Source organism: Microcoleus sp. PH2017_09_SFU_O_A, from assembly GCF_020738625.1.
In the GTDB taxonomy this organism is placed as follows: domain Bacteria; phylum Cyanobacteriota; class Cyanobacteriia; order Cyanobacteriales; family Microcoleaceae; genus Microcoleus.
The window spans coordinates 1-25,478 of the sequence record NZ_JAEQCF010000014.1 but is presented as its reverse complement, the minus strand read 5'-3'; the positions used below and the strand labels follow the sequence as shown (position 1 = coordinate 25,478).

At 47.5% G+C, this 25,478-nt stretch carries 14 protein-coding genes and 1 tRNA gene; 10 read left to right on the top strand and 5 right to left on the bottom strand.

Annotated elements, in window-relative coordinates; genetic code table 11:
* The first annotated feature begins 444 nt into the window (after nucleotides 1-444).
* The 6 genes from JGK16_RS07875 (at nucleotide 445) to JGK16_RS07850 (ending at nucleotide 12,605) form a co-directional block, all read left to right on the top strand.
* A complete protein-coding gene (locus tag JGK16_RS07875) occupies nucleotides 445-978 on the top strand; it encodes a chemotaxis protein CheW (RefSeq protein ID WP_293180800.1) in 534 nt (177 codons plus the stop codon).
* Nucleotides 979-1,124: 146 nt separating this feature from the next.
* Complete coding sequence (locus JGK16_RS07870; RefSeq protein ID WP_293180677.1) at nucleotides 1,125-4,211, top strand: methyl-accepting chemotaxis protein; 3,087 nt, start codon at nucleotides 1,125-1,127, stop codon at nucleotides 4,209-4,211.
* Nucleotides 4,212-4,352: 141 nt separating this feature from the next.
* Entirely contained in the window at nucleotides 4,353-5,171 is an 819-nt protein-coding gene (locus JGK16_RS07865) for an HNH endonuclease (protein WP_293190140.1), read from the top strand.
* Nucleotides 5,172-5,222: 51 nt separating this feature from the next.
* Nucleotides 5,223-10,499 (top strand): response regulator, encoded by a 5,277-nt coding sequence (locus tag JGK16_RS07860; RefSeq protein WP_293190138.1) that lies wholly within the window; start codon nucleotides 5,223-5,225, stop codon nucleotides 10,497-10,499.
* 257 nt (nucleotides 10,500-10,756) lie between these two features.
* Nucleotides 10,757-11,254: a peptide-methionine (R)-S-oxide reductase MsrB gene (gene msrB, locus JGK16_RS07855; protein ID WP_366035037.1), complete on the top strand. Its 498-nt coding sequence runs from the start codon at nucleotides 10,757-10,759 to the stop codon at nucleotides 11,252-11,254.
* Nucleotides 11,255-11,381: 127 nt separating this feature from the next.
* Nucleotides 11,382-12,605 carry a Rid family detoxifying hydrolase gene (locus JGK16_RS07850; protein ID WP_293190136.1) on the top strand — a complete coding sequence of 408 codons (1,224 nt, stop codon included), beginning with the start codon at nucleotides 11,382-11,384 and terminating at the stop codon, nucleotides 12,603-12,605.
* 603 nt (nucleotides 12,606-13,208) lie between these two features.
* Here the strand turns inward: JGK16_RS07850 and JGK16_RS07845 are convergent.
* On the bottom strand, nucleotides 13,209-15,356 hold the full coding sequence (locus JGK16_RS07845; RefSeq protein ID WP_293180665.1) for a polyribonucleotide nucleotidyltransferase: 2,148 nt from the start codon (nucleotides 15,354-15,356) through the stop codon (nucleotides 13,209-13,211).
* A complete protein-coding gene (locus tag JGK16_RS07840; RefSeq protein WP_293150440.1) occupies nucleotides 15,325-15,492 on the bottom strand; it encodes a hypothetical protein in 168 nt (55 codons plus the stop codon). Before JGK16_RS07840 ends, JGK16_RS07845 begins: the two co-directional genes overlap by 32 nt.
* 264 nt (nucleotides 15,493-15,756) lie before the next feature.
* Between JGK16_RS07840 and JGK16_RS07835 the strand changes: the two genes are divergently transcribed.
* Both JGK16_RS07835 and JGK16_RS07830 read left to right on the top strand, forming a co-directional pair.
* Complete coding sequence (locus tag JGK16_RS07835) at nucleotides 15,757-19,116, top strand: DEAD/DEAH box helicase (RefSeq protein ID WP_293202936.1); 3,360 nt, start codon at nucleotides 15,757-15,759, stop codon at nucleotides 19,114-19,116.
* Nucleotides 19,117-19,375: 259 nt separating this feature from the next.
* Complete coding sequence (locus JGK16_RS07830; protein WP_293180659.1) at nucleotides 19,376-20,203, top strand: SWIM zinc finger family protein; 828 nt, start codon at nucleotides 19,376-19,378, stop codon at nucleotides 20,201-20,203.
* 498 nt (nucleotides 20,204-20,701) lie between these two features.
* On the opposite strand, the gene JGK16_RS07825 is transcribed toward JGK16_RS07830, so the two are convergent.
* From JGK16_RS07825 to queG, 3 genes are all read right to left on the bottom strand, one after another.
* Entirely contained in the window at nucleotides 20,702-21,340 is a 639-nt protein-coding gene (locus JGK16_RS07825; protein ID WP_293180656.1) for an HAD-IA family hydrolase, read from the bottom strand.
* A 77-nt stretch (nucleotides 21,341-21,417) separates the two neighbouring features.
* Nucleotides 21,418-21,489, bottom strand: a tRNA-OTHER gene (locus tag JGK16_RS07820).
* Nucleotides 21,490-21,919: 430 nt separating this feature from the next.
* Nucleotides 21,920-22,903 carry a tRNA epoxyqueuosine(34) reductase QueG gene (queG, locus tag JGK16_RS07815; RefSeq protein WP_293180653.1) on the bottom strand — a complete coding sequence of 328 codons (984 nt, stop codon included), beginning with the start codon at nucleotides 22,901-22,903 and terminating at the stop codon, nucleotides 21,920-21,922.
* Between the two features lie 211 nt (nucleotides 22,904-23,114).
* Between queG and JGK16_RS07810 the strand changes: the two genes are divergently transcribed.
* Together JGK16_RS07810 and JGK16_RS07805 are read left to right on the top strand one after the other, a co-directional pair.
* Nucleotides 23,115-24,077, top strand: a complete 963-nt coding sequence (locus JGK16_RS07810; protein ID WP_293180650.1) for an orange carotenoid protein N-terminal domain-containing protein — start codon at nucleotides 23,115-23,117, stop codon at nucleotides 24,075-24,077.
* A gap of 340 nt (nucleotides 24,078-24,417) precedes the next feature.
* Nucleotides 24,418-24,849: a nuclear transport factor 2 family protein gene (locus JGK16_RS07805; RefSeq protein WP_293180647.1), complete on the top strand. Its 432-nt coding sequence runs from the start codon at nucleotides 24,418-24,420 to the stop codon at nucleotides 24,847-24,849.
* Nucleotides 24,850-25,478: the final 629 nt, after the last annotated feature.

The window sequence follows — 25,478 nt, the reverse complement described above, 5'->3', positions numbered from 1 at the left end:
AAAATTATACTTAAAATTGGGTGGTTGCCCAAATTGTAAGTTTCCTGACTGTGGGTATGAAATTTCTAGAGATTCCCCGGTTGTAAAGATTTTGGGGAAAGCTTTGTGGGATAAAATATCGATCGCTAATGTCCGAGCTCGCTCGTGTTGTACTTAGCATCTAGCAGGAAGTCTAAAATTATCCCAATCTTCAGGGTAAAAGTATCAGATAGTTAATAGCAGCAACAAAATAGGGAATTATGTAGAAAAAAGGCAACCTGCACCAGTGGAAGTTTTAAGGTCTCAACCCCAGCAGGATTGGTGCAAGGAATTAGTCATAAATACTGCCAACACATTTACAAAAAGGACGGTTATAGTTATGTTTCATAGACCGAGCTCCCATTTTCCTCCCAACACCGACTTGAGTAGGGGTACGATGTGGGTTTCCCAGAGAGAAGAATTATGATTAGTGGCAGCCCAGACTTTATATTACCAGGACAAGGCATAGATCAGGCTCCGGAATTCCAGGAACTAGAAACTCCCGAAGGCGAGCTGCACCTGCGGTTCTACGTTCCTTCGGGGAACGAGTTCGCACTGCCGGCAACAGGGATTAGAGAGGTGCTATCCCCCTCCCCAGACCGAATGACACCCATTCCTAACGTTTCCTCCTTGCTTTTAGGTACGCTAAACATGAGAGGACGAGTGATTTGGGTGGCAGATCTGGGCCAATTTCTGGGAGACCAAACACCTCTGAACACCGATCGACCCGAAATCCCGATCGTGGCTGTGGAAGACCAAGATACGATTTTGGGGCTGGCAGTCGATCGAATTGTGGGGATGGACTGGCTCGACGTAGACCAACTGCACTCTCAGAACAATGCACCAGACGGCATGATTCCATTTCTGAGGGGAGAATGGATGTTAGGTGCACCAGCGACTAAAGTGCTCCGACTGCTAGATCAAGTGAAAATTCTGCGCTCTGCGCGGTGGGCAGCGTGAAATCGATTTTAGATTTGCGATTTGCGATTTTCGATTGGGGTCTAACTATCAACAGTCACAGGACTTGAGGCACGCATCTAAACATTCAAGCAAGATAAAAATCTAAAATCTCAAATCTAAAATCTAAAATCAAAAGAGGGCGGCAAATGGCAACAAGTACCAACTTTCAGCAGGATTACCAACGGGCAGAAGCGGCCTACATGGATGGCAACTATTCAGAAGCCGCGGCCCTAGTTTATCAATTAGTAGAAGATTTTCCCGAAGACCCCAGCGCTCGGCTGCTATGCGGGCACATCTACTGTTACGGACTGCAACAGTATGAGGTGGCACGGGAACAGTACATGGTGGTGCTGAGCCTGAGTGACGACCCGAGTTTGGTCGAACACGCTCACGGCGGTATTAGCCACACAGACCAATTTTTATCCGGAGAACTGCACACGGAAAGTTTCGAGGCTTTGTCTGCGGAAACTGAATTGGAATTCTACCCAGACTTGTCTATGGAGGAAGGGTTGGAAGACCCGGATTTAGCACTTTTCCAAGGGAATTCTCCATCCATGTCCTATGGGAGTCAATCGCCACAGGACATGGAAAACGAGGACTTGGCAGATTTGGGGATGAGCGGGTTGGAGTGGGAACCACAAGACAGCAGTAGCAGTGCTGCAACCTCTCTCGAAGATTTAACTAACCCCTTTGCTGGCGACAGCGGCGCAATGGCAGCTTATGCTGATGCGTCCGAGCCGCTAGACATGGACGAATTTGGCTCGGACTTGGGAGATCCTTTTGGCTTAGATGACCCAGGGTTTGATGCTGGTGACTTGTCTGATAGCAAAGTTTCTGGTTCCAAGGCGCCTTATTCAGGAGAGTTGTTTTCAGAAGCTCCAACTCAGGTACTCAACGGTCAAAGTTTTGCTGGTTCTGAAACCGGGAATTCCTTCGATTCGGAGCAATTAGACTCCCCCACTGGGCCGTCTGACAATTTTGGCGAACCTTTTGCGCCGCTCGATTTGCCAGACGAACTCGACCTGAATGATGACGACTACGACTATCAATCCCCGCCCGTGACCGGGCAAAATCAAGGTCAGAAGCCACCTCTGCCAGAAGAGGCAGACCCTTTTGCTCAGCCGATGTCCTCGGGTTTTGGGTCTTCTCGATCTCAAAGCAAGCAGCCGAATATTGACTCGGAATACTCGTCAAATTATTCGCTGGCGGAAGACGAAACGCTGTTGATGGGAGGTGCTGTCCCCAATTCTCAGAGTCAAAGGTCGAGCCGGGGACAATTTAATTCGGCCGATCGCTCAAACTCTAACAGCAACGGTTACGGCGACTCGGAACCGCAGGCATTTGGCTCCATGGACAGCTTTGAGCTAGATGCTTTTGATGACGACGCTTTCAGCGATTCTTTCTCTCTCGACGAAAACGAGCAAGCGACTGCTTTCGGGGCTGCCACCAAGAACAGCAGCGACTGGTCGTCAAGAACTGGGAACGCTCAAGAACACAGCGGCTTTTTAGACGAATTTGACGATTTTGACGATTTGGGCAATTTGCCGGATTTTGATATCTCAGAAGATGCCAACAGTTCGATCCTGACTAGAGGTAACACCAATTTCGGCAACTCGACCAGCGGCATGATGGGTACGAGCGGCAGCGGTCTGGACTTTGACAACAGCGACGGCTCGGCAATTCGAGACGACGAGATTTTTAGCATTTCCGGCCCTGCTGATGCGTCGGTGCCGACTTTTGCTCCGACAGAAAGTGAGGCGATCGATAGTTCGGTGACTGTAGAACAGGGCGGACTGGCTTTCTTGGAAAATGCCCCTCTGTTTACCAAACAGTTGTACACGGCAATCGGGGCTGGATTGGTTTCTCTGGTAGCTGTGGCTTTCGTGACTAACATTGCCTCCTATCAAGCTCTGAAGCAAGACAAGCCGGAGGCGATCGTTTACCTGCGCCAAACAGGCTGGGTAATGACGGCTGCCGCAGGCTTTACGAGCTTTTTGACTTCTTGGGGTATCGGCCAGTTGATCGCCAAGCAGGTACGCAAGTCCTCGGACAATTTGCAAGCTCAGTTCGATGCGGTATCTCAAGGAACTTTGGACGCTCGGGCAACGATTTACTCGGAAGATGAATTTGGCAAAATGGCTGCTAAATTCAACCACATGGCGAAGGTGATCCAAACTACGATTAGCGATACCAGACGCAAGTCTGACGAACAGGAACAGGCAAAAGAAGACTTGCAGCGCCAAGTGATTCGCTTGCTAGATGACGTGGAAGGAGCGGCTCGGGGTGACTTGACGGTGACGGCGGAAGTGACGGCAGACGTTTTGGGTGCTGTTGCTGACTCGTTTAACTTGACAATTCAAAACCTCCGCGAAATCGTCCATCAGGTGAAGCAGGCGGCTCGGGAGGTTAGCAAAGGCGCTACGGATAGTGCCAAGTTTGCGGGCGATTTGTCTTCTGATGCGCTGCGGCAGGCTGAGGAACTGGCGGCGACGCTGAATTCGGTGCAAGTCCTCACCGATGCGATTCAGCGGGTCGCAGAGAGTGCTAGAGAGGCGGAAGAAGTGGCCCGGGGCGCGGCGGCAACGGCTCTGAAAGGGGGCGAGGCTGTGGAGCGGACGGTGGCCGGGATTTTGGAAATTCGAGAAACGGTAGCAGAAACCACGAGAAAAGTCAAGCGGTTGGCGGAAGCTTCTCAAGAAATTTCTAAGATTGTGGGTTTGATTGCGGCGATCGCCTCTCGGACGAATTTGTTGGCTCTCAACGCTAGTATTGAGGCGGCGAGAGCTGGGGAATCGGGTAGGGGTTTTGCGATCGTGGCGGATGAGGTGCGGCAGTTGGCAGATCGATCGGCGAAGTCTTTGAAAGAAATTGAGCAGATCGTGATGCAAATTCAAAGTGAAACCGGCGCGGTAATGACGGCGATGGAAGAAGGGACGCAGCAGGTGATTGAGGGGACAAGATTGGCAGAACAGGCGAAGCGATCGCTTGAAGATATCATTCAAGTTACCAATCGCATTGACGTGTTAGTGCGATCGATTACGGCGGACACTGTGGAGCAGAACGAAACAGCTCGTTCGGTGGCCGCTGTGATGCAAGCTGTCGAGTTAACTGCTCAGGAAACGTCCCAAGAAGCGCAGCGAGTTTCCGGTGCTTTGCAAAATTTGGTAGGCGTTGCTCGCGACCTTTTGACATCGGTGGAAAGGTTCCGAGTAGAAACAGCAGAAAGACAATAATTGATTGTTTAATGCTTTTTTTACTTCCTGATTTACAAGCACCTTAGTGTGGCAATGATGGCAAACAAAAAGCAACCTCGCAGTCTTGAAACGATTGCGGGGATGCCAATCCAGCACCTAAATAAACTAGGAGTTGTACAGATGAACGATAACATAGTAGAGGTAATTCCTGGTATTTTTGGTGAAATTCAGCCGAATGGCTGTATTATCTCTACTTTAACCAAGTCTAGCAGGGGCTATGCCAACAAAAGACTTAAGATTGACGGTGAATGGAAAACGTTTACAGTTCACCGTTTAGTATTAGAAAATATCTTAGGTCGTCCGATTAGATCAGAATACTTTTCTTGTCATACTTGCGATGTCCGTAACTGCATTAATCCCAACCATTTATGGGAAGGTTCTAGGCTGGAAAATTCTCAAGATAGGTTTAGAAAAGGACGGGTTAAAGATGTAGGAAGCACATCTGCTCCTAAACCTCAAAAAGTACCGCGAGGCATAGAAGTAATTCCCGGCATTCGGGCCGAAATACAGCCAAATGGCTGCATGATTTGTATCCTGGCTAAAAGAAGTGATGGTTACGCCATTAAGGGTACTAAAATTAATGGCAAAACTAAAAGTTTCTACGCTCACAGACTGGTACTGGAAAACAAACTGGGACGATCGATCAAACCGGGTTATTTTGCCTGTCACAGTTGCGACGATCGCGGTTGTGTCAACCCCGATCATTTGTGGGAACGAACTCCCGCCGATAACTCCCGCGATTCTATAGAAAAAAACCGCTTTCCTTTCGTTCCCGGCAATATAAATCCTAACCGCAAGCTAAAACCCGAACAGGTGCAGCAGATTCGCTATCTTTTAGGTGAGGGGATATCGAAAAGAGAAATAGCCAGGACATTTGCCATATCTCGCAGTCAGATTATTCTCTTGTCAAGGGGACAGATTTACAAAGACATTCTCTAAGACTCCTAAAATAGACAAAATACAATAACGCTTAAAATCAGGAATAAAACTATGCTGCCGGAGCAACAACAGAGGATCATGGGCTACTTTATTGAGGAGGCAAAAGACCACCTCAATACGATCGAACAAGGCTTGCTCAACCTACAAGCGACGATCGAAGACCCAGAACTGGTTAACGAAGTATTTAGGGCTGCTCACTCTGTCAAAGGAGGAGCCGCAATGCTTGGCCTGACTAGCATTCAGCAAACATCTCACCGACTAGAAGATAGTTTTAAAATTTTAAAAGAGTGCAGCGTTAAAGTAGACCAACAGCTAGAGTCGCTGTTTTTGCGAATTTTTGACACGTTACAAGGGCTGTTAGAGCAACTGTCGGGGCCTTTTGGGCTGACAGAGGAATTGGGAGAGCAGATGGTTCGAGAATTAGAACCTGTATTTGAAGAACTCAACGGGCACTTGGGGGGACTCGTCGGACACTGCGCTAACGATTCAGACGAAAGCAGCCCGCTGCCAATACCACAAACAGTTATGGCCCGAATGGGAGCCGGGACGTTTAACTCATCGATGAGTTTTGCGGACTCGGATTCAGCTTACGCATCCGACGATCTCACAGAAACGGAAGAAACCGCGCTGCATCTGGTATTTGACTCGGATGTGCCGGCGAGGATGCGGGAAATGCTGCAAGAGTTCAAACAGCCTGAGGGTTCTGACAGCAGGCGACAACTTAGGAATATTTGTCGGAACTTGAAAATGGCGGGGGAGGAATTTGAACTGCCCGAGTGGATAGAATTGATCGCTGTGGTAGAAAAGGCGATCGCCAACTCAGAAAATACCTACCGCACCTTAGCCCCAACGGTCATCAAAGACATCAAACAAGCCCAAGAACAGGTACTTTTGGGTCAATCTGGGTCGATCGCACCCAGCGCCAAACTTCTGGCGCTGGTGCCGACGGTTGTGGTTCCGGAAACAGATTTTGAAGACTTGCTGGCATTCGCTCAACCGGGTACGTTGGGTTCAAATGCGGTCTCTGTTGAAGATGCGGCCTGGGATCTGGCTTTGGGCGGCGATTCCCCGGATGGATCGAACAAGTTGCTGCCAACAATTTCTGGGCTGAGCATAGACGAGCTGTTCGAGCAACTCGACGGCGACGAAAGTGACGATTACGCCGGAGGTCTATCGCCGTTGGACAATTCCCCAGGGTTCGGAGAATCAGATGTAGAGACAGGTTCTTTTAGAATCTCGACGCGCACGGGCCCGGAAGTGGGGGCGGCCGAACTCAACACTTTAGCAGACTTGTTTGAAGGCGAATCTCCAGATCTCGACGGCGCTTGGGAAGAAGAAGATGATCTGGACTACGTACAATCTGCTTCTAGGATGCCGACGGGGGGAATCATGGAATTAGATGATGATGACAATTCCGGCGATTTTACTGATTTGTTGTTTGACGAATACGGTGAGGAAAATTCGGAAACGAATGCGAGGACTCCTTTAGAGGATCTCACGAGTTTGTTTGGGGACGATTTGCTGTTTGGAGGTGAGGCTGATGGTTCGGCGGTGGCAGCCGATCGCGAAAATGCGGGTTTAAAGCAGCCGCCAACTCGCAAACAGCTTGAAACAAACAGGCAGGGTTTGGATCGGGGAGAGGGCAGGGTCGGCATTACCAGGAGGCAAGCTGATGAAGATGCTCTCGGTACGCTTTTGGACGAAGTGGCGGCCCAAACTTCTGTTGTGACGGCAGATGCTGATTTGGATAACTTGTTCGGCGATTTAGGCTCATCTGAGGAAGCGACTGTGCCGGCAGTTTCCGAGGAGTATGCTCTCAACCCGGATGCTTTCGACGCAGAATTTTCGGATCTACTAGCAGGTGGTGGCAATGATTCAGGGGATGCAGAAAAACCGACTGTAGCCGAAATAGATGATTTCGAGTTGCTCTCTGGGGTGGAGGAAGACTCGGATTTCAGCGAGCTGTTGAGCATTACTTCTGATTTCCTTTCTTCTGAAGGTGAAGCTGGGGAGAGCAGGGGCGATCGATCTTTAGCTACTGGCAGCACACCAAATGAGGAAAGTGGCAGCGTTTTTAATATGACATCAAATTCTGATTCTGATTCTGATTTAGATATTTCTGCGGATGGAGATTGGCTAGAAGATGCTTTTGGCCTGGAAGACGAGTCTGTGCAATCGACCAACCTGGATCTGGAGGATACCGATTTAGATGCGCTGTTTGGGGAGATTACGTCGGACTCGATTTCTGAGGATGAGGAGACTGGGCGCGATCGGCAGGCGGTTCATTCCCAAGAAGCGGCGAATTTGGCAGATCTGTTCGGTTCTGTACCTACGGGTACTGAGTATGACGGGGAAGCTTCGCCAGAAGTCGATGGGGATTGGTTGAATTTAAATGGAGATTCTCAATTGCCCAGTGCTGGTACGGCAGCGGATGAGGGGGACTTGGCGAGTTTGTTCTCGGACTCGGAGGCTACTGTTTCGGAGGCAGGCTTGACAGATTTGGCAGCGGCTGAATTGGGGCTATTGTCCGATCGTCCTGATGCGGAAATTGCCAGTGTCGAGTCTGATGAGGGTACTTTCGATTTGTTGGAGGATATGTTTGGCGAAGCGCCTCCACCGTCGGTGGATGCCGAAGCTGGTTTTGATTTGCAGGAGTTGTCGGCCGAAGTTCCTGAGAGTTTGTTCGATCGAGCCCAAACAGATGCGGCAAGTGAATCCGACGAGGAGGAAGATGATTTGTTTGGCGCGCTGGAAACGGATTTTGCGGCTGGCGATTTAGAGGTGATGTCGTCAGAATCTCTCGATGATATGTTTGAGGGCGATGCTGATTTGCTAGCAGCTCTGGAAACCGGGGCGACTCTCAACACCGAAGAGTTGGATGCTTTTGATGATTTGTTGGATTCGCTAGATGCTGGGCCTCTGGTGACTTCGGAACTGACGGGCTTTGGCGACGAAGAAGAAGAATTGAGCGAAGCCGATGCAGCACAGTTGGAAGATGAGTCGCTGGCGGACTTTTTTAGCGACATTCAATCAGGTACTGAGGATTCCGAAGGCAATTTTGACGATTTAGAAGCGCTGTTAATCGCAGGCGGTGCTGGGGTCGCAATGGCAGCCTCTGGGGGTGCAAATCCGAGTCCGGTAACGACGGAAGTTTTCTCCGATCTTGAAGATCTGCTGAGCGAGAGCGCAACTATGCCGGAAATTCCAGCACCGGCGAAAACTGCCCGCAAAGCACCACCCGCTCCTGCTGCGGAGAGCGACGACGAATTTGGCGACTTAGAAAAACTGCTGGAAGATCCAAAGGACAGCGGCCGTCAAGGCGAAACCAATATCGGACAGTCGTCGGTCAATAACAGACCCAGGCGGAATGCCCGCGCGGGCGGGTTCGGCGACCAAACCATGCGCGTACCGGTCAAGCAACTGGACAACCTCAGCAACTTGATGGGGGAACTGGTAGTCAACCGCAACAGTTTGGAGCAAGACCAAGAACGGATGCGGCAGTTTTTGGACAATTTGCTGCACCAAGTGACGCTGCTGAGCGATGTCAGCCAACGGACTCAGGATTTCTACGAGCGGAGTCTTTTGGAGATTGCTTTGCTGGCAAACCGCCAGGGACATCGATCGGCATGGCGCACCGAAGAGTCGTCCCACCAACGCGAAAGCGCTTGGAGACCAGAGGAAATGGACAGGTTTACTCCTTTCCACAGTTTGGCTCAGGAGATTATCGAGCTGATCGTGCGGGTGCGGGAGTCGGCGGCGGACATTGAGTTTTTGGTGGATGAGGCGGATCAGGTGACTCGCCAATTGCGCCAAGTCACGACTCAACTGCAAGAAGGTTTGACTCGCGCCCGGATGAAGCCGTTTGCGGAGACGACGGACAGGCTGTTCCGGGCGGTGCGGGAAATTGGGATTAAGTGCGGGAAGCAGGCTCAGTTGCAGGTTGAGGGTAAGGATATTTTGATCGACAAGATGATTGTGGATCAACTTTATGACCCGATGACTCACTTGGTGAACAATGCGATTACCCACGGAATCGAAGCGCCGGAGGTGCGTTTGGCGGCCGGGAAGCCTGCGATGGGCAGGATTACGATTCGGGCTTTCCACCAAGGGAATCAAACGGTGGTTTCGGTTTCTGACGATGGGGCGGGAATTGACCCGCAAAAGGTGAAGGCGAAGGCGATCAAGCAGAATTTGTTGACGGCGGCTCAGGCTCAGAGGATGTCTCGCTCGGAAGTTTACAATTTGCTGTTTATGCCCGGTTTCAGCACTCAGGAACAGGCGACGGAGTACGCCGGCCGGGGGGTCGGTATGAACGTCGTGGAGACCTCCTTGCACGAAATTCGGGGGACTGTGGGGATTGATTCGACGATCGGCAAAGGCACTGTATTTACCATCCGTTTACCTCTGGTGTTGAGTATTTCTAAGGCTCTGACTTGCATTAGCGATCGAGCTCGGATTGCTTTCCCGATGGACGGGGTGGAGGACATGATCGATGTACCTCGCGATCAGGTGACGACTGGGGCAGACGGTTTGCCTTGCATTGAGTGGCGGGGTTCGATTTTGCCGTTCCGCCCGCTGCGGGATTTGCTGGGTTACAACCGCCATTTGGGCCGGGGCAGTGTTTACGGGTTTAATACTGACGATGACATGATTTCGGTGATCGTGCTGCGCTCTGCTGGGAATTTCTTGGCGGTGCAGGTGGATCAGGTTTCGACGGAACAGGAAATCGTGATCAAGCAGTTGGAGGGGCCTGTGCCGAAGCCGATCGGGATTGCGGGTGCTACGGTACTCGGGGACGGCAAAATTGTGGCGATTGCCGATGTTCTGGAATTGATTGATTTGGCTACTGGCAGGCTGCGGAAGGAAGCTGGCGGTACGCTTTGGGATGAAAGTGGCGATCGGGCTGCTGCGGAGGCTGCTGAGGAGAAGACTGAGCCAACTGTGCTGATTGTGGACGATTCGATTACAGTGCGATCGCTCTTGTCGATTACTTTTGAAAAAGCTGGCTACCGTGTTGAAGAAGCTCGCGACGGTAAGGAAGCTTGGGAAAAGATGAAATCCGGTCTGCCTTGCGATATCGTGTTCTGCGATATCGAGATGCCGAGAATGGATGGTTTAGAACTGCTTTCTCGGATGCAGAAGGATGCGGTTTTGTGCGAATTGCCGATCGCGATGCTAACTTCTCGGGGTGCTGACAGACACCGCCAAATGGCTTACAGTTTGGGCGCGAAGGGCTATTTCACTAAGCCTTATTTGGAGGAACAGTTGATGGATGCTGCTGCTCGGATGCTGAAGGGTGAAGTTGTCGGTGCTCCGGTTGTTGTTTAATTCATCTGCGTTTATCTGCGTTTATTTGCCTATATCTGCGGTTGAAAAAGAGGAATTTTGCAACCGCAGATGAAAATGGATGAACGCGGATTAACGCAGATAATATCTAATTCATCTGCGTTCATCTGCGTTTATCTGCCTATATCTGCGGTTGAAAAAGAGCAATTTTGCAACCGCCGATAAAAAAGATACAAATCCAGCAAAAAGTTTTGAACGTGACTGCTGGTGGTTTAAATTAATTAACAAGTGGATGATGAATGATGAAGAAACGATTATTTTTGAAAGCTGGTATAGCAACAGTCAGCATGGCATGGTTATCGTCCTGTTTGCCGGGGAAGTCAGATGTTATGGCGGCTGGTAATGGTATTTTTGAAGTTACTAAAACTGAGGCAGAGTGGCGCAAACTTTTGACTCCGGCACAGTTTAATGTGTTGCGAAAACACGCTACTGAACGCTCTCATACTAGCATTCTCGACAAGCAATACGGTAAGGGAATTTATGCGTGTGCTGGGTGTAATTTACCAGTTTTTGCGTCGCAAACTAAATTTGATAGCGGTACTGGTTGGCCAAGTTTTTACGATCCGATCAAAGGGGCGATCGCCACATCGATCGATAATTCGCTGTTTGGGACTAGAATTGAGGTACATTGCCGTCGCTGTGGCGGGCATTTGGGTCATGTATTTGATGACGGCCCTGCACCTACTGGCAAACGTTACTGCATGAATGGTGTTGCGATGAAGTTTATTGCTGGCTGAGGTTCTTTCACGGGTAATTCTGTGGTGTGAAATCCGATAATCATCCGCGCGCCAAATCGCAGGTGCACTCCTGATTCGCGCGGATGGTATAGTGGTTTGTGGGACGTGAGGGCGATCGAGGTTATGAATGGACGCTGAAGAACTTTTAGAAAGATATGCCAAAGGCGAACGACAATTTCATTCAGCTATGCTCAGAGGTGTAGACCTCAAAGGTGCAGACTTAAGTGGGATAGACTTAAGCTCTGCAAACTTGACAGCAGCAGAGTTGAATGAGGCCAACTTAACGAAAGCAACGCTTAATAGTACAAACCTCACGAAGGCATCTTTGAAAGGTGCGAATTTGAGCGGGTTAGTACAAGCTCAATCTGCAAACTTCACTGATGCAGATTTGTGCGGTGCTAATTTGAGTAAAGCCAATTTAAATTATGCTAATTTTAGTAATGCGAACTTGAATGAAGCAATCCTAAGTGATGCCCAACTAGCTGGTGTAAAATTTATTGAAGCATCCTTGATTGAAGTGTGTTTGAGCAGAGCTAAACTCAACAGTGCAAACCTGACTCAGGCAAACTTGACTGAAGCAGACTTAAGTCGGGCAGATATAACTAGCATAAAAATCAAAGATACCAATCTTCAGGGAGCCAAGCTGCGCGGTGTCAATTTGTCTAGCTATGATTTGTCGGGTATCAATCTAGCAAAGGCGGATTTAGCTGGAGCCGAATTGATAAAAGTAAATCTAAGAAACGCTTGTTTGCGGGGTGCAATTTTAGAGAGAACGGGTCTTCAAGGAGCTAATTTGATCCGAGCAAATCTGGAGGGTGCTAAGCTTAAGAGAGCAGATTTGACTGATGCCAATACTTATGGTATGAACATCAAGGATGCAGACTTAACTGGTACAATCATGCCTGATGGAGAATTTTACAAACCAGAAACCAATCAACAAGAATCTCAAACAGGAACATCTATGACGCGCAAAATTATTCGTACTGACAAAGCACCCGCACCTGTGGGCCCTTACAATCAAGCGATCGCCGCTTCGGGCACTATGCTGTTTGTAGCTGGTCAAATTGCGATCGACACTAGACTAAACGATATCGTCTACACCGACGACGTAGCAAAACAAACCGAACAAGTTATGGCAAATCTCGAAGCCATTCTCACCGAAGCCGGCGCGACTTGGTTGGATGTGGTAAAAACTACAGTTTTTCTCAAAAATATGAATGATTTTGCCGCTGTGAATGCGGTTTATGCGAAATATTTTGATGCGGAAACTGCACCTGCGCGCGCTTGTGTCGAGGTTGCGCGTTTGCCGAAGGATGTGTTGGTAGAGATTGATTGTATTGCTGTTATTTGATTATTAGGACTCGATCTTCCGAATTCTTGCCCCCTACTTCCCCGTGAGACAAATTAGGTACGTTGTTGCGCTTCAGCGCTCTTTATAAATATTAGGAAAGAGCGCTGAAGCGCAACAACGTACCCTCAACTCAGATTGTTCTTAAGTCAACCGTATTAGGTTATACTATTTCTCAAAAATCTTGGTACAATAAAATTTTGGGCAAGAGTTAAGCAGAGGGTTGTTTATACTGACCATTTTGTAAGGTGCGTCGCTCGATCGATTGTCGATTTTTTTGAGGGATTTTTAATGGCGACGCACCCTACAGCTAAGCATACTTTATATTTTATTCAGTCCGCGGAGGCGGACTTCGTTTGTATAGTAGCGGTTTCAACCGCCAAACGATCGCAGATAGTTTTAAGTGCCGAGGGGAAAGTGCGCGACTGTATGAACTCCCACAGCCGATCGCACTTTTGTCGATCTGTCGCTGTCGCGCACCTACTCCCAAATCAATCTGAAACAATCAGATTTTATCTCAATTAGCAATTAGGAATTACTAATTACCAGTTACCAATCAGCAATTAGCAATTACTCCAAAAGCAATTACCAATTACCAACTGTCAACTATTTATTCAACGCTTCGCGGGCGGCTACCGCTTCATCGGGATGAATGTTCAAACGGGTCAAATTAATTCGACCTTTATTGTCAATTTCTCGCACTTTGACAATCACTTCATCATTCACAGCTAACTCGTCTTCCACTTTCCCAACACGGTAGTCCGCTAACTGGGAAATGTGAATCATTCCTTCTTTTCCTGGCAGAATTTCGACAAAAGCGCCGATCGGAATAATTCGAGTTACGCGGCCGACATACACGTCTCCAGCATTCAACTTCCGCGTCATGCCTTGGACAATATTGTAAGCCCGTTGAGCTTTTTCACTGTCGTTACCAGCAATTGTCACGGTTCCGTCGTCTTCGATGTCAATCTTGACACCAGTTTCTTCGGTGATGGCTTTGATAGTTTTACCACCAGGCCCAATTACCAAACCGATAAATTCGGGATCGATTTTCAGCGTTAGCAAACGCGGTGCAAACGGCGACATTTCCTTGCGGGGAGTGTCGATGGTTGCTAGCATTCTTTCTAAAATGTGCAGTCTCGCAGGTTTGGCTTGACGGATCGCATTTGCGATCGCATCTAAGGGCAAACCTTTGATTTTCATGTCCATTTGCAAAGCAGTAATTCCGGTGTCGGTACCGGCTACTTTGAAGTCCATGTCGCCTAAGAAGTCTTCAATTGCTTGAATGTCAGTCAAGATTCGGACTTCATCGCCTTCTTTGATTAATCCCATGGCCGCGCCGCTGACGGGTTGCGAAAGGGGAACGCCTGCATCCATTAACGCTAGCGTTGAGGCGCAAACTGAACCCATTGAGGTTGAACCGTCGGAGGAGAGGATTTCGGAAACTACGCGAATGACGTAGGGGAAATCTTCTTTGGATGGCAAAACTGGCAGCAAAGCGCGTTCTGCAAGGGCTCCGTGACCGATTTCTCGGCGTCCGGGCGATCGCATCGGTTTGGTTTCTCCCACGGAAAATGGGGGGAAATTGTAGTGATGCAGGTAGCGTTTGTCTTGCTGCGGGTGCAAGTCATCGGCTAAATCTTGCGCGTCTCCTGGAGTTCCCAGAGTTGCTGCGGACAAGACTTGGGTTAAGCCGCGATTGAACAGCGCACAGCCGTGTACTCGCGACGGCAGCACCCCTACACGACAAGAAACGGGTCGCACCTCGTCTAGCTTGCGGCCGTCTACACGGACGCCATCTTCGATGATTTGCTTCCGCATCATTTTCTTGGTAACGTCTTTGAAAACGTTGCCAATTGTCTTGCTGGTGGCTGCTAGTTTGATCGGATCGTCTTCGGCTAGTTCGGCGATCGCAGATTCGACTGCATTTGCCTTCACTTCGTCCAAAGCTGCATTCCGTATTGTTTTGTCTTTTTCAAATCTTGACAAAATGATGCGGATGGGTTCTTGGGCGCGATCGCGAATGAAGTTTTCGAGGGCGAAATCTTGCGGTGGGCGTTCCTCTACCACGAAATCGATGCCCAATTCTGCCATGATTTCGCGCTGGGCTTGAATCAAGTCACAGGTTGCTTCGTAGCCGAAGTCGATCGCCTCGATGATATCCTGTTCGGGCAATTGGTTGGCGCTGGCTTCCACCATGATTACTCCGTCTGGAGAACCGGCTACCACGAGATCCAACTCGCCTTCTTTGATTTCGCTATAGGTGGGATTGATGATGAAATCGTCCCCTACCAAACCAACTCGCACAGCCGCCATCGGCCCGTAAAACGGCATTTTCGCTAGCAGAATCGCTACGGAAGCGCCTGTCACTGCCAAAACGTCGGGGGGTACTTGTTCGTCCATCGACAGCGTTGTTGCGACAACTTGGATGTCATCTCGCAGCCAGCTAGGGAATAGCGGACGCAACGGGCGATCGATCAAACGCCCAGTCAAAGTAACTTTTTCTGGGGGACGCCCTTCCCGGCGCAAAAATCCACCGGGAATTTTACCGCCAGCGTAGAGTCTCTCTTCGTAATCCACCAACAGGGGCAGGAAATCAATTCCCTCTCTCCCCTGCGATCGAGTCGCTGTCACTAAAACCGCCGTGTCACCCGACTGAATCAAAACTGCACCGCCTGCTTGAGGCGCCAGTAAACCAATCTTCAGTCTAATATCCCGTCCATCAAAAGATATTGACTTGTCTATCTCTACCATGTAGCACTGCTTCCTTATCTACCACATTCTTTCTCTGTCGGGATCGTAACATTACCACAGGATGTTTGAGAGGAACCAGCCAAAAGAGAGAGATAATCGGCGGGCGATCGACTGTCAGTGTCTTGATTGTAAGCATTTATACTCTTTAATTTTTTTTCATGTTCTCCAGTCGATTCTCCGGTCGATCGCCCGCCAAACACATTCCATAGATGGTACTATGAATTTTCGATTGGGAAATTTGGATCAATTAGGTCAACCGCAGATGTCAGGCAGATAAACACAGATTAACGCAGATAATTTCAAGATATTTCGGATTTTTTGCAAGAGTTATATTATTCACAAATCAAACAGGACTGCTGTAGCAAGTCTCGCAATTAAATAAAAATATTAGGATTTAAAAATGGCAATTTTACACGGCAGTTGGCTACTGGAAAAAGAAAAAAGTGGCTTATTTATTTGGGGAGAAACTTGGCGGAAAGTTGGGGCGATCGATACCGTTAAATCGGGGATGAGTCTACAGCATCCTTTGGCAATGACCGAATCTGAACTGAAGACTTTTCTAACTTCCTTGCAGCAGTCGGGCAAACTAAACTGGCAATTACCCGCAACCGAAGAGATTCAGGAGAAAAGCAAGAAGACTAGACGATCGCCCAAAACGACACCCGCAGCCATTCCTACGGAAAATTTATCGATTCAGAGGCAAGTTCGGGCGATCGCACTTCCCACCCAAATCTCCGCAGACAACGCCACACTAATCCCGCAGCACTCAGCAGCAGCACTTGAAGAACCAACAAAAATCGAGGAAATTTACCTTTATCCTTGGCAAGTAGAAGGTTATTTACTCAACCCTCAAGCAGCTTTTGTTTTCTTGCAATCACTGCCACTCAATAGCACAGAACTAGACTCTTTTGTCGGATCGGATTTGCGTTTTTGGTCTCATATTGCTAGGTGGAGTTTGGATTTGTTGGCGAGGTGCAAATTTTTGCCAGCATTAGAACCACAACCTGACGGTTCTGCTATTGCTAAATGGCAACCTTTGTTAGATAGTTCTACAGATACACTCCGCCTCGCTACTTTTTCCAAGCAAATGCCGGCGGCTTGTCGAATATATCAGAAGAAGGAAGAAGGAAGAGGGGAGAAGGAAGAAGGAAGAAAGGAAGCAGAAATCGGGGAATGGGCTTTGGCGGTGGATTTGCCGGTGGGGGCGGAGGATTTGGTGTTGGGGTTTTTGAGTAGTGTTGTAGATTGTGAAGTGCGATCGTCTGCGAGGGCTGCGCTAACGGCTGCTGGCTCAACTTTAGATATCAAAACAGTTTCCCCAACCCGCGAATGGTTGCAAGCTTTGCAGCAGGAATCTGGGATTGTGCGCGCCGAATCAGCAGCTTTGGAAAAGTTGGCAACCAAGCTGACTGCTTGGGCTGCACCGCTGCAAAATCAACTATCTCAACAAAATCAATTTCACACTTGTTTTCAACTACTACCGCCGTCTCCCGGCAAAGTTAACTGGAGTTTAAATTATTGCTTGCAAGCAGTAGATGAAACCGATTTTTTGGTAGATGCGACAACTGTTTGGAACAACTCTGTCGAACGTTTAAATTATGCGGGGCGGACAATTGAATTGCCTCAAGAAACTTTGCTCAGTGGCTTGGGTTTAGCCTCGAAACTTTATCCGTTAATTGAGCCGAGTTTGCAAGCACAACGACCGCAATCTTGTCAACTAAATCCGCTGCAAGCTTACGAGTTTATTAAGTCTGTGGCTTGGCGGTTTGCTGATAGCGGGTTGGGCGTGGTTTTGCCGCCGAGTTTGACAAAGGCTGATGGTTGGGCGAGTCGTTTGGGTTTGAGTATTAAGGCGGAAAAAACCCCCCCCAACCCCCCCTTACTAAGGGGGGGAGTAGGAGAAACTAACCCCCCCTTAGTAAGGGGGGGCAAGGGGGGGTTGGGCTTGCAAAGTCTGTTAAGTTTTAAGTGGGAATTGACGATCGGCGGACAGCGCATTTCTAAGGCAGAATTTGACAACTTGATCGCGTTGAATTCGCCTTTGGTGGAAATTAACGGCGAGTGGGTGGAGTTGCGCGCAACCGATGTCAGGGCGGCTCAAAGTTTCTTTGCTAGTCGCAAAGAGCAAATGACTCTTTCCTTGGAAGATGCTTTGCGGTTGGCTTCGGGCGATTCCCAGATGATTGAAAAGTTGCCGGTGGTGAATTTTGAAGCAACTGGTCAACTTCAGGAATTGTTGAATACTTTGAGCGATAATCAGGCCGTAAGTGCGATCGCAACTCCAGCCACTTTCCGAGGACAATTGCGGCCTTATCAAGCGCTAGGGGCGGGCTGGTTAGCATTTTTAGAACGCTGGGGTTTAGGTGCTTGTCTCGCGGACGATATGGGTTGCGGCAAAACGATTCAGCTAATTGCTTTTCTCCTGCATTTGCAAGAACAGGATGCCCTAAAAGCCCCGACTTTACTGGTTTGTCCGACATCAGTGTTAGGGAATTGGGAACGCGAAGTCAAGAAGTTTGGCCCGACGTTGAAAGTGTTACTCCATTATGGAGATCAACGCGCTAAAGGTAAAGCATTTGCGGCCGCAATTAAGGGAAAAGATTTAATAGTTACCAGTTATTCTCTGGTGTTTCGCGATGCTAAGGAAATTCAAAGCACTAAATGGCAGGGATTGGTTTTAGATGAAGCGCAAAACATTAAGAATTCCGAGGCGAAGCAGTCGCAGGCGGTGCGGCAAATAGAGGCATCTTTTAGAATTGCGCTGACGGGAACTCCGGTGGAAAATAGATTGCAAGAATTGTGGTCAATTTTAGAGTTTCTCAATCCCGGCTATTTGGGACCGCGCAATTTCTTTCAGCGCCGGTTTGCAATTCCGATCGAGAAATATGGAGATAGAGAATCATTGCATACTTTGCGATCGCTCGTCCGGCCTTTCATCCTCCGCCGCCTGAAAACTGACAAAGAAATCATCCAAGATTTGCCGGAAAAACAGGAGATGACTGTATTTTGCAGTCTGGCGTCAGGACAGGCGGCTTTATATCAGAAAATTGTCGAAGAGTCGATCGCTAATTTAGAATCAGCCGAAGGCATTCAGCGCCGAGGCATGATTCTGGCTTTGCTGGTAAAACTGAAGCAACTTTGCAACCACCCTGCCCTTGTGAAAGCAGAAGGTAAGCCGAAGGAATTGAGCATTAACAGCCAAGAATCGGGAAAATTGCAGCGGTTGGTGGAAATGTTGGAAGAGGTTGTCGCCCAGGGCGATCGGGCTTTGATTTTTACTCAATTTGCTGAATGGGGAAAACTCCTGAAACCGCATCTGGAAAAGCATTTAGGGCGAGAGGTTTTGTTTTTGTACGGCGGCATTAAGCAGCAGCAGCGGGAAGAAATGATCGATCGCTTCCAGCACGATCCGCAAGGCCCGCCGATTATGATATTATCCTTAAAAGCGGGCGGTACTGGCTTAAATTTAACCAGAGCAACCCACGTTTTCCACTACGATAGATGGTGGAATCCCGCAGTAGAAAATCAGGCAACTGACCGCGTATTTCGGATCGGTCAAACGAGAAATGTGCAAGTTCACAAATTTGTCTGTACTGGTACTTTAGAGGAGAAAATTCACGATATGATCGAAAGTAAAAAAGCTCTCGCCGAACAAGTAGTCAGCGCGGGCGAAAACTGGCTGACTGAACTCGATACTGACCAACTTCGCAATTTACTAATTCTCGATCGCAATGCTATTATAGAAACAGAAGAAGAATAATTTTTAGGGTTCGTAGTGAGGACTTCAGTCCTTCTTAAATGCGGACTAAAGTCCTCACTACAAACCTTCTTCTTTCTTCTTCCTTCTTCCTTTTTGAATGCGGACTAAAGTCCTGACTACAAACCTTCTTATTTCTTTTTTTCCTTATTTTTGCGGACTAAAGTCCTCACTACAAACCTTCTTCTTCCTTCTTCCTTCTTCCTTCTTCCTTCTTCCTCCTTCCTTCTTCCTTCTTCCTTCTTCCTTCTTCCTTCCGCTTATGATTGACAGAGAATGGTGGACACAACAATGGCTCGATTTAATCAATACCTACCGCTTCAAAAAGCGATTAGAACGCGGATGGCAATATGCGCGGGAAGGCAAAGTTCTCAGCATTAAATTTCCCAACCAAGAAGTAATTGCCATAGTTCAAGGAACTGATCCTAAACCCTATCAAGTTTCTTTAGGACTCGATACTTTAACCGATGAAGATTGGGATTACGTGATTGAAAATATGTCGCAAAGAGCGGTTTTTTCAGCTAAACTATTAGCTGGAGAAATGCCTCACAATATTGAAGATGTATTTGCGGCGGCCGGAAAAACCCTATTTCCGTTAAGTTTGTCAGATATTCGATCGCGCTGTAGCTGTCCTGACTCGAAAAATCCTTGCAAACACATCAGTGCAGTATACTACTTATTGGGCGATCGCTTCGGCGAAGACCCCTTCGTACTGTTTCAACTGCGCGGTAGAACCAAAGAGCAAATTTTAACCGCACTCCGCCAGAGACGCGGTACCCAAGCAGAGGAAAATTCCCAGCTAAACACCTATGACAATTCCCCCGCCGCGAATGCTAAAGTGCCAAAGGTCGATCGCTTTTGGGAATACAACCAACAGCTAGAATCATCTTTAGTCGTGATTGTGCCACCGCCCAGCAGCGAAACCGTATTAGATATTTTAGGCCCCATTCCCCTGGCAACCGACGCCAAACTGACAACTACCAAATCCTCCCCCGCATCAGACGGCATCAAACAGCATTTGAGCAAAATCTACCAAACAGTTAGCCAGCAAGCAGTTTTAGCCGCACTGAAACGAAGTGAAGCAGACTAAAAGATTATTCTTTCTTTGTTTCTGGGAATTACGCAAAGTCTAAGAAACCGGTTTCTGAGAAAATATCTGCTGGGTAGCAAAACATTTCGAGAGAAACCGGGTTTCTTTTAATTATGCAAAGTCTCAGAAACCGGGTTTCTGAGAAAATATCTATTGGATGGCAAAACATTTCTAGAGCAACGGGCTTTCGGCTAACTATCCATCAGGTTAAGAAACCCGACTCTAATATCAAATTCAAAACAATAATAGAACTAATTGCGTTTAACAGAAGGCGGATTGGTGAAACGCAACCAAGTTGCTAAAGTAGCTACGGCGAAAACTGAAGCCAAGCCGAACGTCAAGAAAGTTTCAAAGGCTGACATAATACTGTTCCTCTTTATTTGAGCGATCGAGTAAATCTTTTCCTTTTTCTTTATATCAGCCTCAATCAATTTCTTCAACCTGTCCGGACATAAAGTATTTACTACTTTACAATGTAAAATATTTCTTTACAAAAAGTTACAGTCTTCCCAGATTACTCATAATATCGAGCAATTCCTGAGGCCGTTCAATCAAAAAATCGGGATTGTGTGCAGCCAAAACTTCCTGAGAATTAAAACCCCAACTTACCGAAATTACCTTAATACCAGTTTTTCTAGCAGCATCTATATCTCGGATTTCATCTCCTACATACACGACTTCTTCAGGATTTATATGCTCTTTTTTCAGCCATTTATTAATAACTTTATGTTTGCCAAAAGTTGAACCCGAGTAAATAAAGCTGAAAGTGTTTTGCAACCCGTTGATTTCTAGCAAGGCTAAGACATTCTCTTGGGAATTAGAGGTGATAATCCCCAATTGAAAGCCAAGGTTTTTTAACTCTAGCAAAACTTCTTTAATTCCCGCAAATAATTCAATTTTAGGAATTTCACTGCGTAACTCTGCTTTCAATTTTCTAATCAGCAGCGGGAATTTGAAGATAGAAATGCCAGAATACCGGAGGATTTGCCAAGAAGTTAAGTTGCTTAATTGAGCGAGTTCATCTTTTGTCGCAGACTTAAAGCCGAATTCTGCTGACAAACGGTTGGTGATGTTCAGAAGAATATCGATTGTATCTGCTAAAGTACCGTCAAAATCAAAAATAATTACTTTGGTCATTGGGGAAGATTAAATCACGAGGGGGAAATCTCTTCTATATTACTCATTGCCTTTTGATTGTTAACGCAAAAAAAAGATAGCAACGGCGGGAATCGCACCCGCATCTCCCGGTATACTCCAGGGAATTCTACCATTTAAACTACGTTGCTGGTGGCAGCGAACCGAATCAAACGGTTGTGATTTATCCGTGGAATCAATCCCAAATCGAAAATCTAAAATCCTCTCTTCCCCCGAATTTATCCGTGGGGTCGCCTCTAAAATCTAAAATCTAAAATCGATTGACGGGGCGATCGCTCTACCACTGAGCTACGCTGCCCCATTGCATTATACATTTTAAATGCAACTATTTGAGAATTGCCAAGCTGACAAACTCTAGACATAAATAACTATCAAGTAGGGTGTGTCAGTTGCGATAATTGTTATTTCCTGCCAACCATCTCAAAACTGACGCACCATTTTTTCTTGGTAGGTTCGTTTGCAGACATCGATTTTAAAAGAAGGAAGTTCGGCAACGAGCAATGTACGGGATGTAACGGATGTCAGAAAGAAGGAAAAAAAGACTGAAACTACTGACAACTATCAACTGTCAACTGTCAACTGACTATTAATTTGATTTGCTTTCGCATTCCGCCGCAACATTTCGGGTTTAATTCGCCGCAGTGCCGAAGCTGTAAATCGGCGGTTCCATTCTTCATCGGAAATCTCCGCTAATTCTGCAAGTGTCGGTGCTATGTTTTCAGGATAAGGCTCAAATTCTGCAACATCCGTTGGTTTGGCAAATCGCTGATTCCAGGGACAAACATCTTGACAAATGTCGCAACCTGCTACCCAACCTTGTAAATTAGATGCAATTTCGTCGGGCAGTTTTTCGGCTCGATTCTCGATCGTATGATAAGCTATGCACCGATCGGCATTCACGACAAAAGGCTCAGTAATTGCTTTCGTCGGACACGCCTCGATGCAGCGAGTGCAGGTACCGCAATGTTCGGTGTGTGGCGCATCCGGCTCTAACTCGATATTAGTCAAAATTTCGCCCAAAAACACCCAAGAACCGTATTCTCGCGAAATTACATTACCATTTTTAGCCATCCAGCCAATCCCCGCCCGCTGCGCCCACACTTTATCCTGAACCGGCCCGGTATCAGCATAATACCGTGCTTCAATTCCTTCGCCTTGCGATCGCACCCAATTTGCTAACAGCTTCAGTTTTTTGTGCAAAATTTTGTGGTAATCCCGCCCCCAGCCGTAGCGAGAGATTTTAGCATACTCTCTGACTGCATCGTCCCCCCCCTCCAACGGGGGATTCTCGGGGCGTTGGTGAGGCGTGTAGTAATTGAGGGCGACACATATTAATGACTGCACATCTGGCACGAGCGATCGAATATCCAGCCGTTTCGGGTTAGCCATCCATGCCATATCCGCCTGATAACCCTTGTCCAGCCAAGCCTGCAATCTTTGTTTTTCTCGATCGACATCTGCGTCTGCTGAGGCGATCCCGACTTTGTGAAATCCCAACTCTAGGCCTTTTTGCTTAATGCGATCGCTATTAATTGTTATTTTCATCGGATAAAAAACCATATCACAAAATGGGCTATAAGTCTATTAATATTTAGACTGATTTTACGACAGAATTCATAATACTTTCACAATCTTTATATTTATAAATTTGAACTGTAATTTGTCAAAAACGTTACATAATTTTAATTAAGGGAGAATTCGATTCGCACATCTCAAGTACGGAAATCAAACCTACAGCGAATCCCACAGTATAAACATGGCAGTTAGCATTCAATCAGCTCAATCTATTTTCTCGAACACCGAGATTGCTAGTGCTGTTCCGGCCACCACGGACTCGTTCTACAAACTCAGCGTTGAAGACCAACTCGCACTGCTCTGGTATGCTTACACGGAAATGGGCATTTCCATTACCGCAGCAGCCCCCGGAGTAGCCAGCATGGCGCTGGTTGAAGGCGTCCTGGGCGAAATCAAACAGATGTCGCCGGCTGCTCAAAGCAAAACCATGTTTGACCTAGCCAGCAACGCCGACACCACCATCGGCCGGATTTACACTTCATTGCGCGTCAATACTAAACTCGGTTTCTGGTACGAGTTGGGACAGTTGATGAAACAGGGCGCTGTCGCTCCCATCCCTGCTGGCTATCAAATGTCTCCCGAAGCAACCCAAGTCCTTGAAACCATCAAGAAGCTCGATCCGGGTCAACAAATTACTGTACTTCGCAACACCGTAGTTCACATGGGCTACGATCCCGATTTCAGCCAAGAATACGGCAAACGCTCTGCTCCTCGCAGCACTCCAACCGCTGTAGCAGAGCGAGTGAAAACCCAGATTGAGGGTATCAGCGAGCAAACTGTGCTCAGCTACATCGACAACATGAACGCCTTCGACTTCACCCCAGCCGTCGGTTTATTTGCTGAAGACGGTGCTCTCCAACCGCCTTTCCAAAAGCCGATCGTCGGTCGCGAAGCTATCCTCAACTATATGCGGGAAGAGTGCATCGGCCTGAAAATGCTGCCCGAGCGAGGTGTGTCGGAGCCTGCTGAAGATGGCTACCGCCAAGTCAAAGTCACGGGTAAAGTCGAAACTCCTTGGTTCGGCGCGAATGTGGGTATGAACATCGCGTGGCGGTTTATGCTCGATCCTCAAGGTCAAATTTTCTTTGTGGCGATCGACTTGTTGGCTTCTCCTAAGGAATTGATGAATTTGATGCGCAAGTAGCATCTTCTTGTTTAACAAAGACTCTACAGCAACCCAGATGCCACGAGGTGTCTGGGTTTAGTTGATTTGAGATTTGAGATTTTTCGATTTTTGATTTGAGATTTGAAGGATTCAAGGATTGGGAATGGCTGATGGCATAAGGGTTTGCGACTTGCCTACAGTTGCATTATTTTTGGTAACTGGTACAATTTCGGTCGATCGGCCTCAAAGCTCCAGGAGGCGCATAGCATTATTGATTTTTTTTAGATAAAATTTATGACCCTAGCTATATCTTTTGATGGATTTGCTGTGACCAAGAGAATGATTACATTAGATTCATTCATCTCCAATCATTTCTTATATGACCGCCACAACTCGACCTATTTTAACTCGCTCTATAAATATCGTCGGTCTCACAAAGCCTGCGGTACAGCGATATTTTGAAACTTTTAACGCGGGCGATTTTGAAGCGACCGCTAATTTGTTTGCTGAGGACGGGGTTCTGCACGCGCCCTTTGAAGAGCCAATTATCGGCAAAAGCTCGATCGCCCGTTATCTAAAAACAGAAGCGCCAGGAATGCATCTCGAACCCCAGCAAAGTGCAAGCAAAATTTTAGAAGATGGCACAGTTGAAATTCAGGTCAGCGGCCGGGTGCAAACTCCCGCATTTGGTATTAATGTCGGATGGGTTTTTCTGCTCAATTTTCAGCAAGAAATTCTTTCTGTTACCGTCAAACTCTTAGCGTCTCCCCAAGAATTGCTGACTCTGCGACCTAAGAAATTCGGTTCTTAATATAGGAATTATCCAGGGAGTGAGGCACAAATTGGTAATTGGTAATTGCCAAGAAAGCGACCGCAATGAAATTGTTTTATAGTGAGGAATAACCTCATCTCCAGAGGGAGCATCCCAATGAATGCAAAAAAGCAATTTTTTTACAGTGCTATCCCCGAAAAGCGAGTGTTGAATATATCGCTCTTCGGGGACAGCACTATAAAATCAAAACTGAGAGGCTCCCATCTATCTAAGCATAGCCAACGCTATAGAAAGCCGATTTTTTCAGTATTTATCAGCCCGCAACAGTACCTAGAGCAACCGCAGCCGACAGCTAAAACGTTGTTATGTTATACGATTTATAAAAAGTATTGGTACATAATTGTTGGGGATGAGTAAAACGAGGAGTTGTTTGCTTAACTCGCGATAGAGGTGCGTCGCTACTCTAAAAGTCGCTTTTCTTTACGGATTTTTAATAGCGACGCACCCTACAGCTACTGTTGCTTGTTTCTTCTTAATTCTTTCTTCTTCCTTCGGCTCTACAATCTTAGAGCCCACATTCCGCAGATGTGGGTCGGATTTTTTTATCAGTTGTGAAAACTTGGAAGCCAAACGCTTTTGGGCTGAAATTATGCAGTGTTAGCCTTACA

Bases quoted from the DNA above. Each gene is read 5' to 3' on its own strand.
- JGK16_RS07865 (WP_293190140.1), top strand. From the start codon at position 4,353: ATGAACGATAACATAGTAGAGGTAATTCCTGGTATTTTTGGTGAAATT.
- JGK16_RS07870 (WP_293180677.1), top strand. From the start codon at position 1,125: ATGGCAACAAGTACCAACTTTCAGCAGGATTACCAACGGGCAGAAGCG.
- JGK16_RS07825 (WP_293180656.1), bottom strand. From the start codon at position 21,340: ATGACCAAAGTAATTATTTTTGATTTTGACGGTACTTTAGCAGATACA.
- JGK16_RS07840 (WP_293150440.1), bottom strand. From the start codon at position 15,492: ATGCTTACAATCAAGACACTGACAGTCGATCGCCCGCCGATTATCTCT.
- JGK16_RS07830 (WP_293180659.1), top strand. From the start codon at position 19,376: ATGATTGACAGAGAATGGTGGACACAACAATGGCTCGATTTAATCAAT.
- JGK16_RS07845 (WP_293180665.1), bottom strand. From the start codon at position 15,356: ATGGTAGAGATAGACAAGTCAATATCTTTTGATGGACGGGATATTAGA.
- queG (WP_293180653.1), bottom strand. From the start codon at position 22,903: ATGAAAATAACAATTAATAGCGATCGCATTAAGCAAAAAGGCCTAGAG.
- JGK16_RS07805 (WP_293180647.1), top strand. From the start codon at position 24,418: ATGACCGCCACAACTCGACCTATTTTAACTCGCTCTATAAATATCGTC.
- JGK16_RS07850 (WP_293190136.1), top strand. From the start codon at position 11,382: ATGGACGCTGAAGAACTTTTAGAAAGATATGCCAAAGGCGAACGACAA.
- msrB (WP_366035037.1), top strand. From the start codon at position 10,757: ATGATGAAGAAACGATTATTTTTGAAAGCTGGTATAGCAACAGTCAGC.
- JGK16_RS07835 (WP_293202936.1), top strand. From the start codon at position 15,757: ATGGCAATTTTACACGGCAGTTGGCTACTGGAAAAAGAAAAAAGTGGC.
- JGK16_RS07810 (WP_293180650.1), top strand. From the start codon at position 23,115: ATGGCAGTTAGCATTCAATCAGCTCAATCTATTTTCTCGAACACCGAG.
- JGK16_RS07860 (WP_293190138.1), top strand. From the start codon at position 5,223: ATGCTGCCGGAGCAACAACAGAGGATCATGGGCTACTTTATTGAGGAG.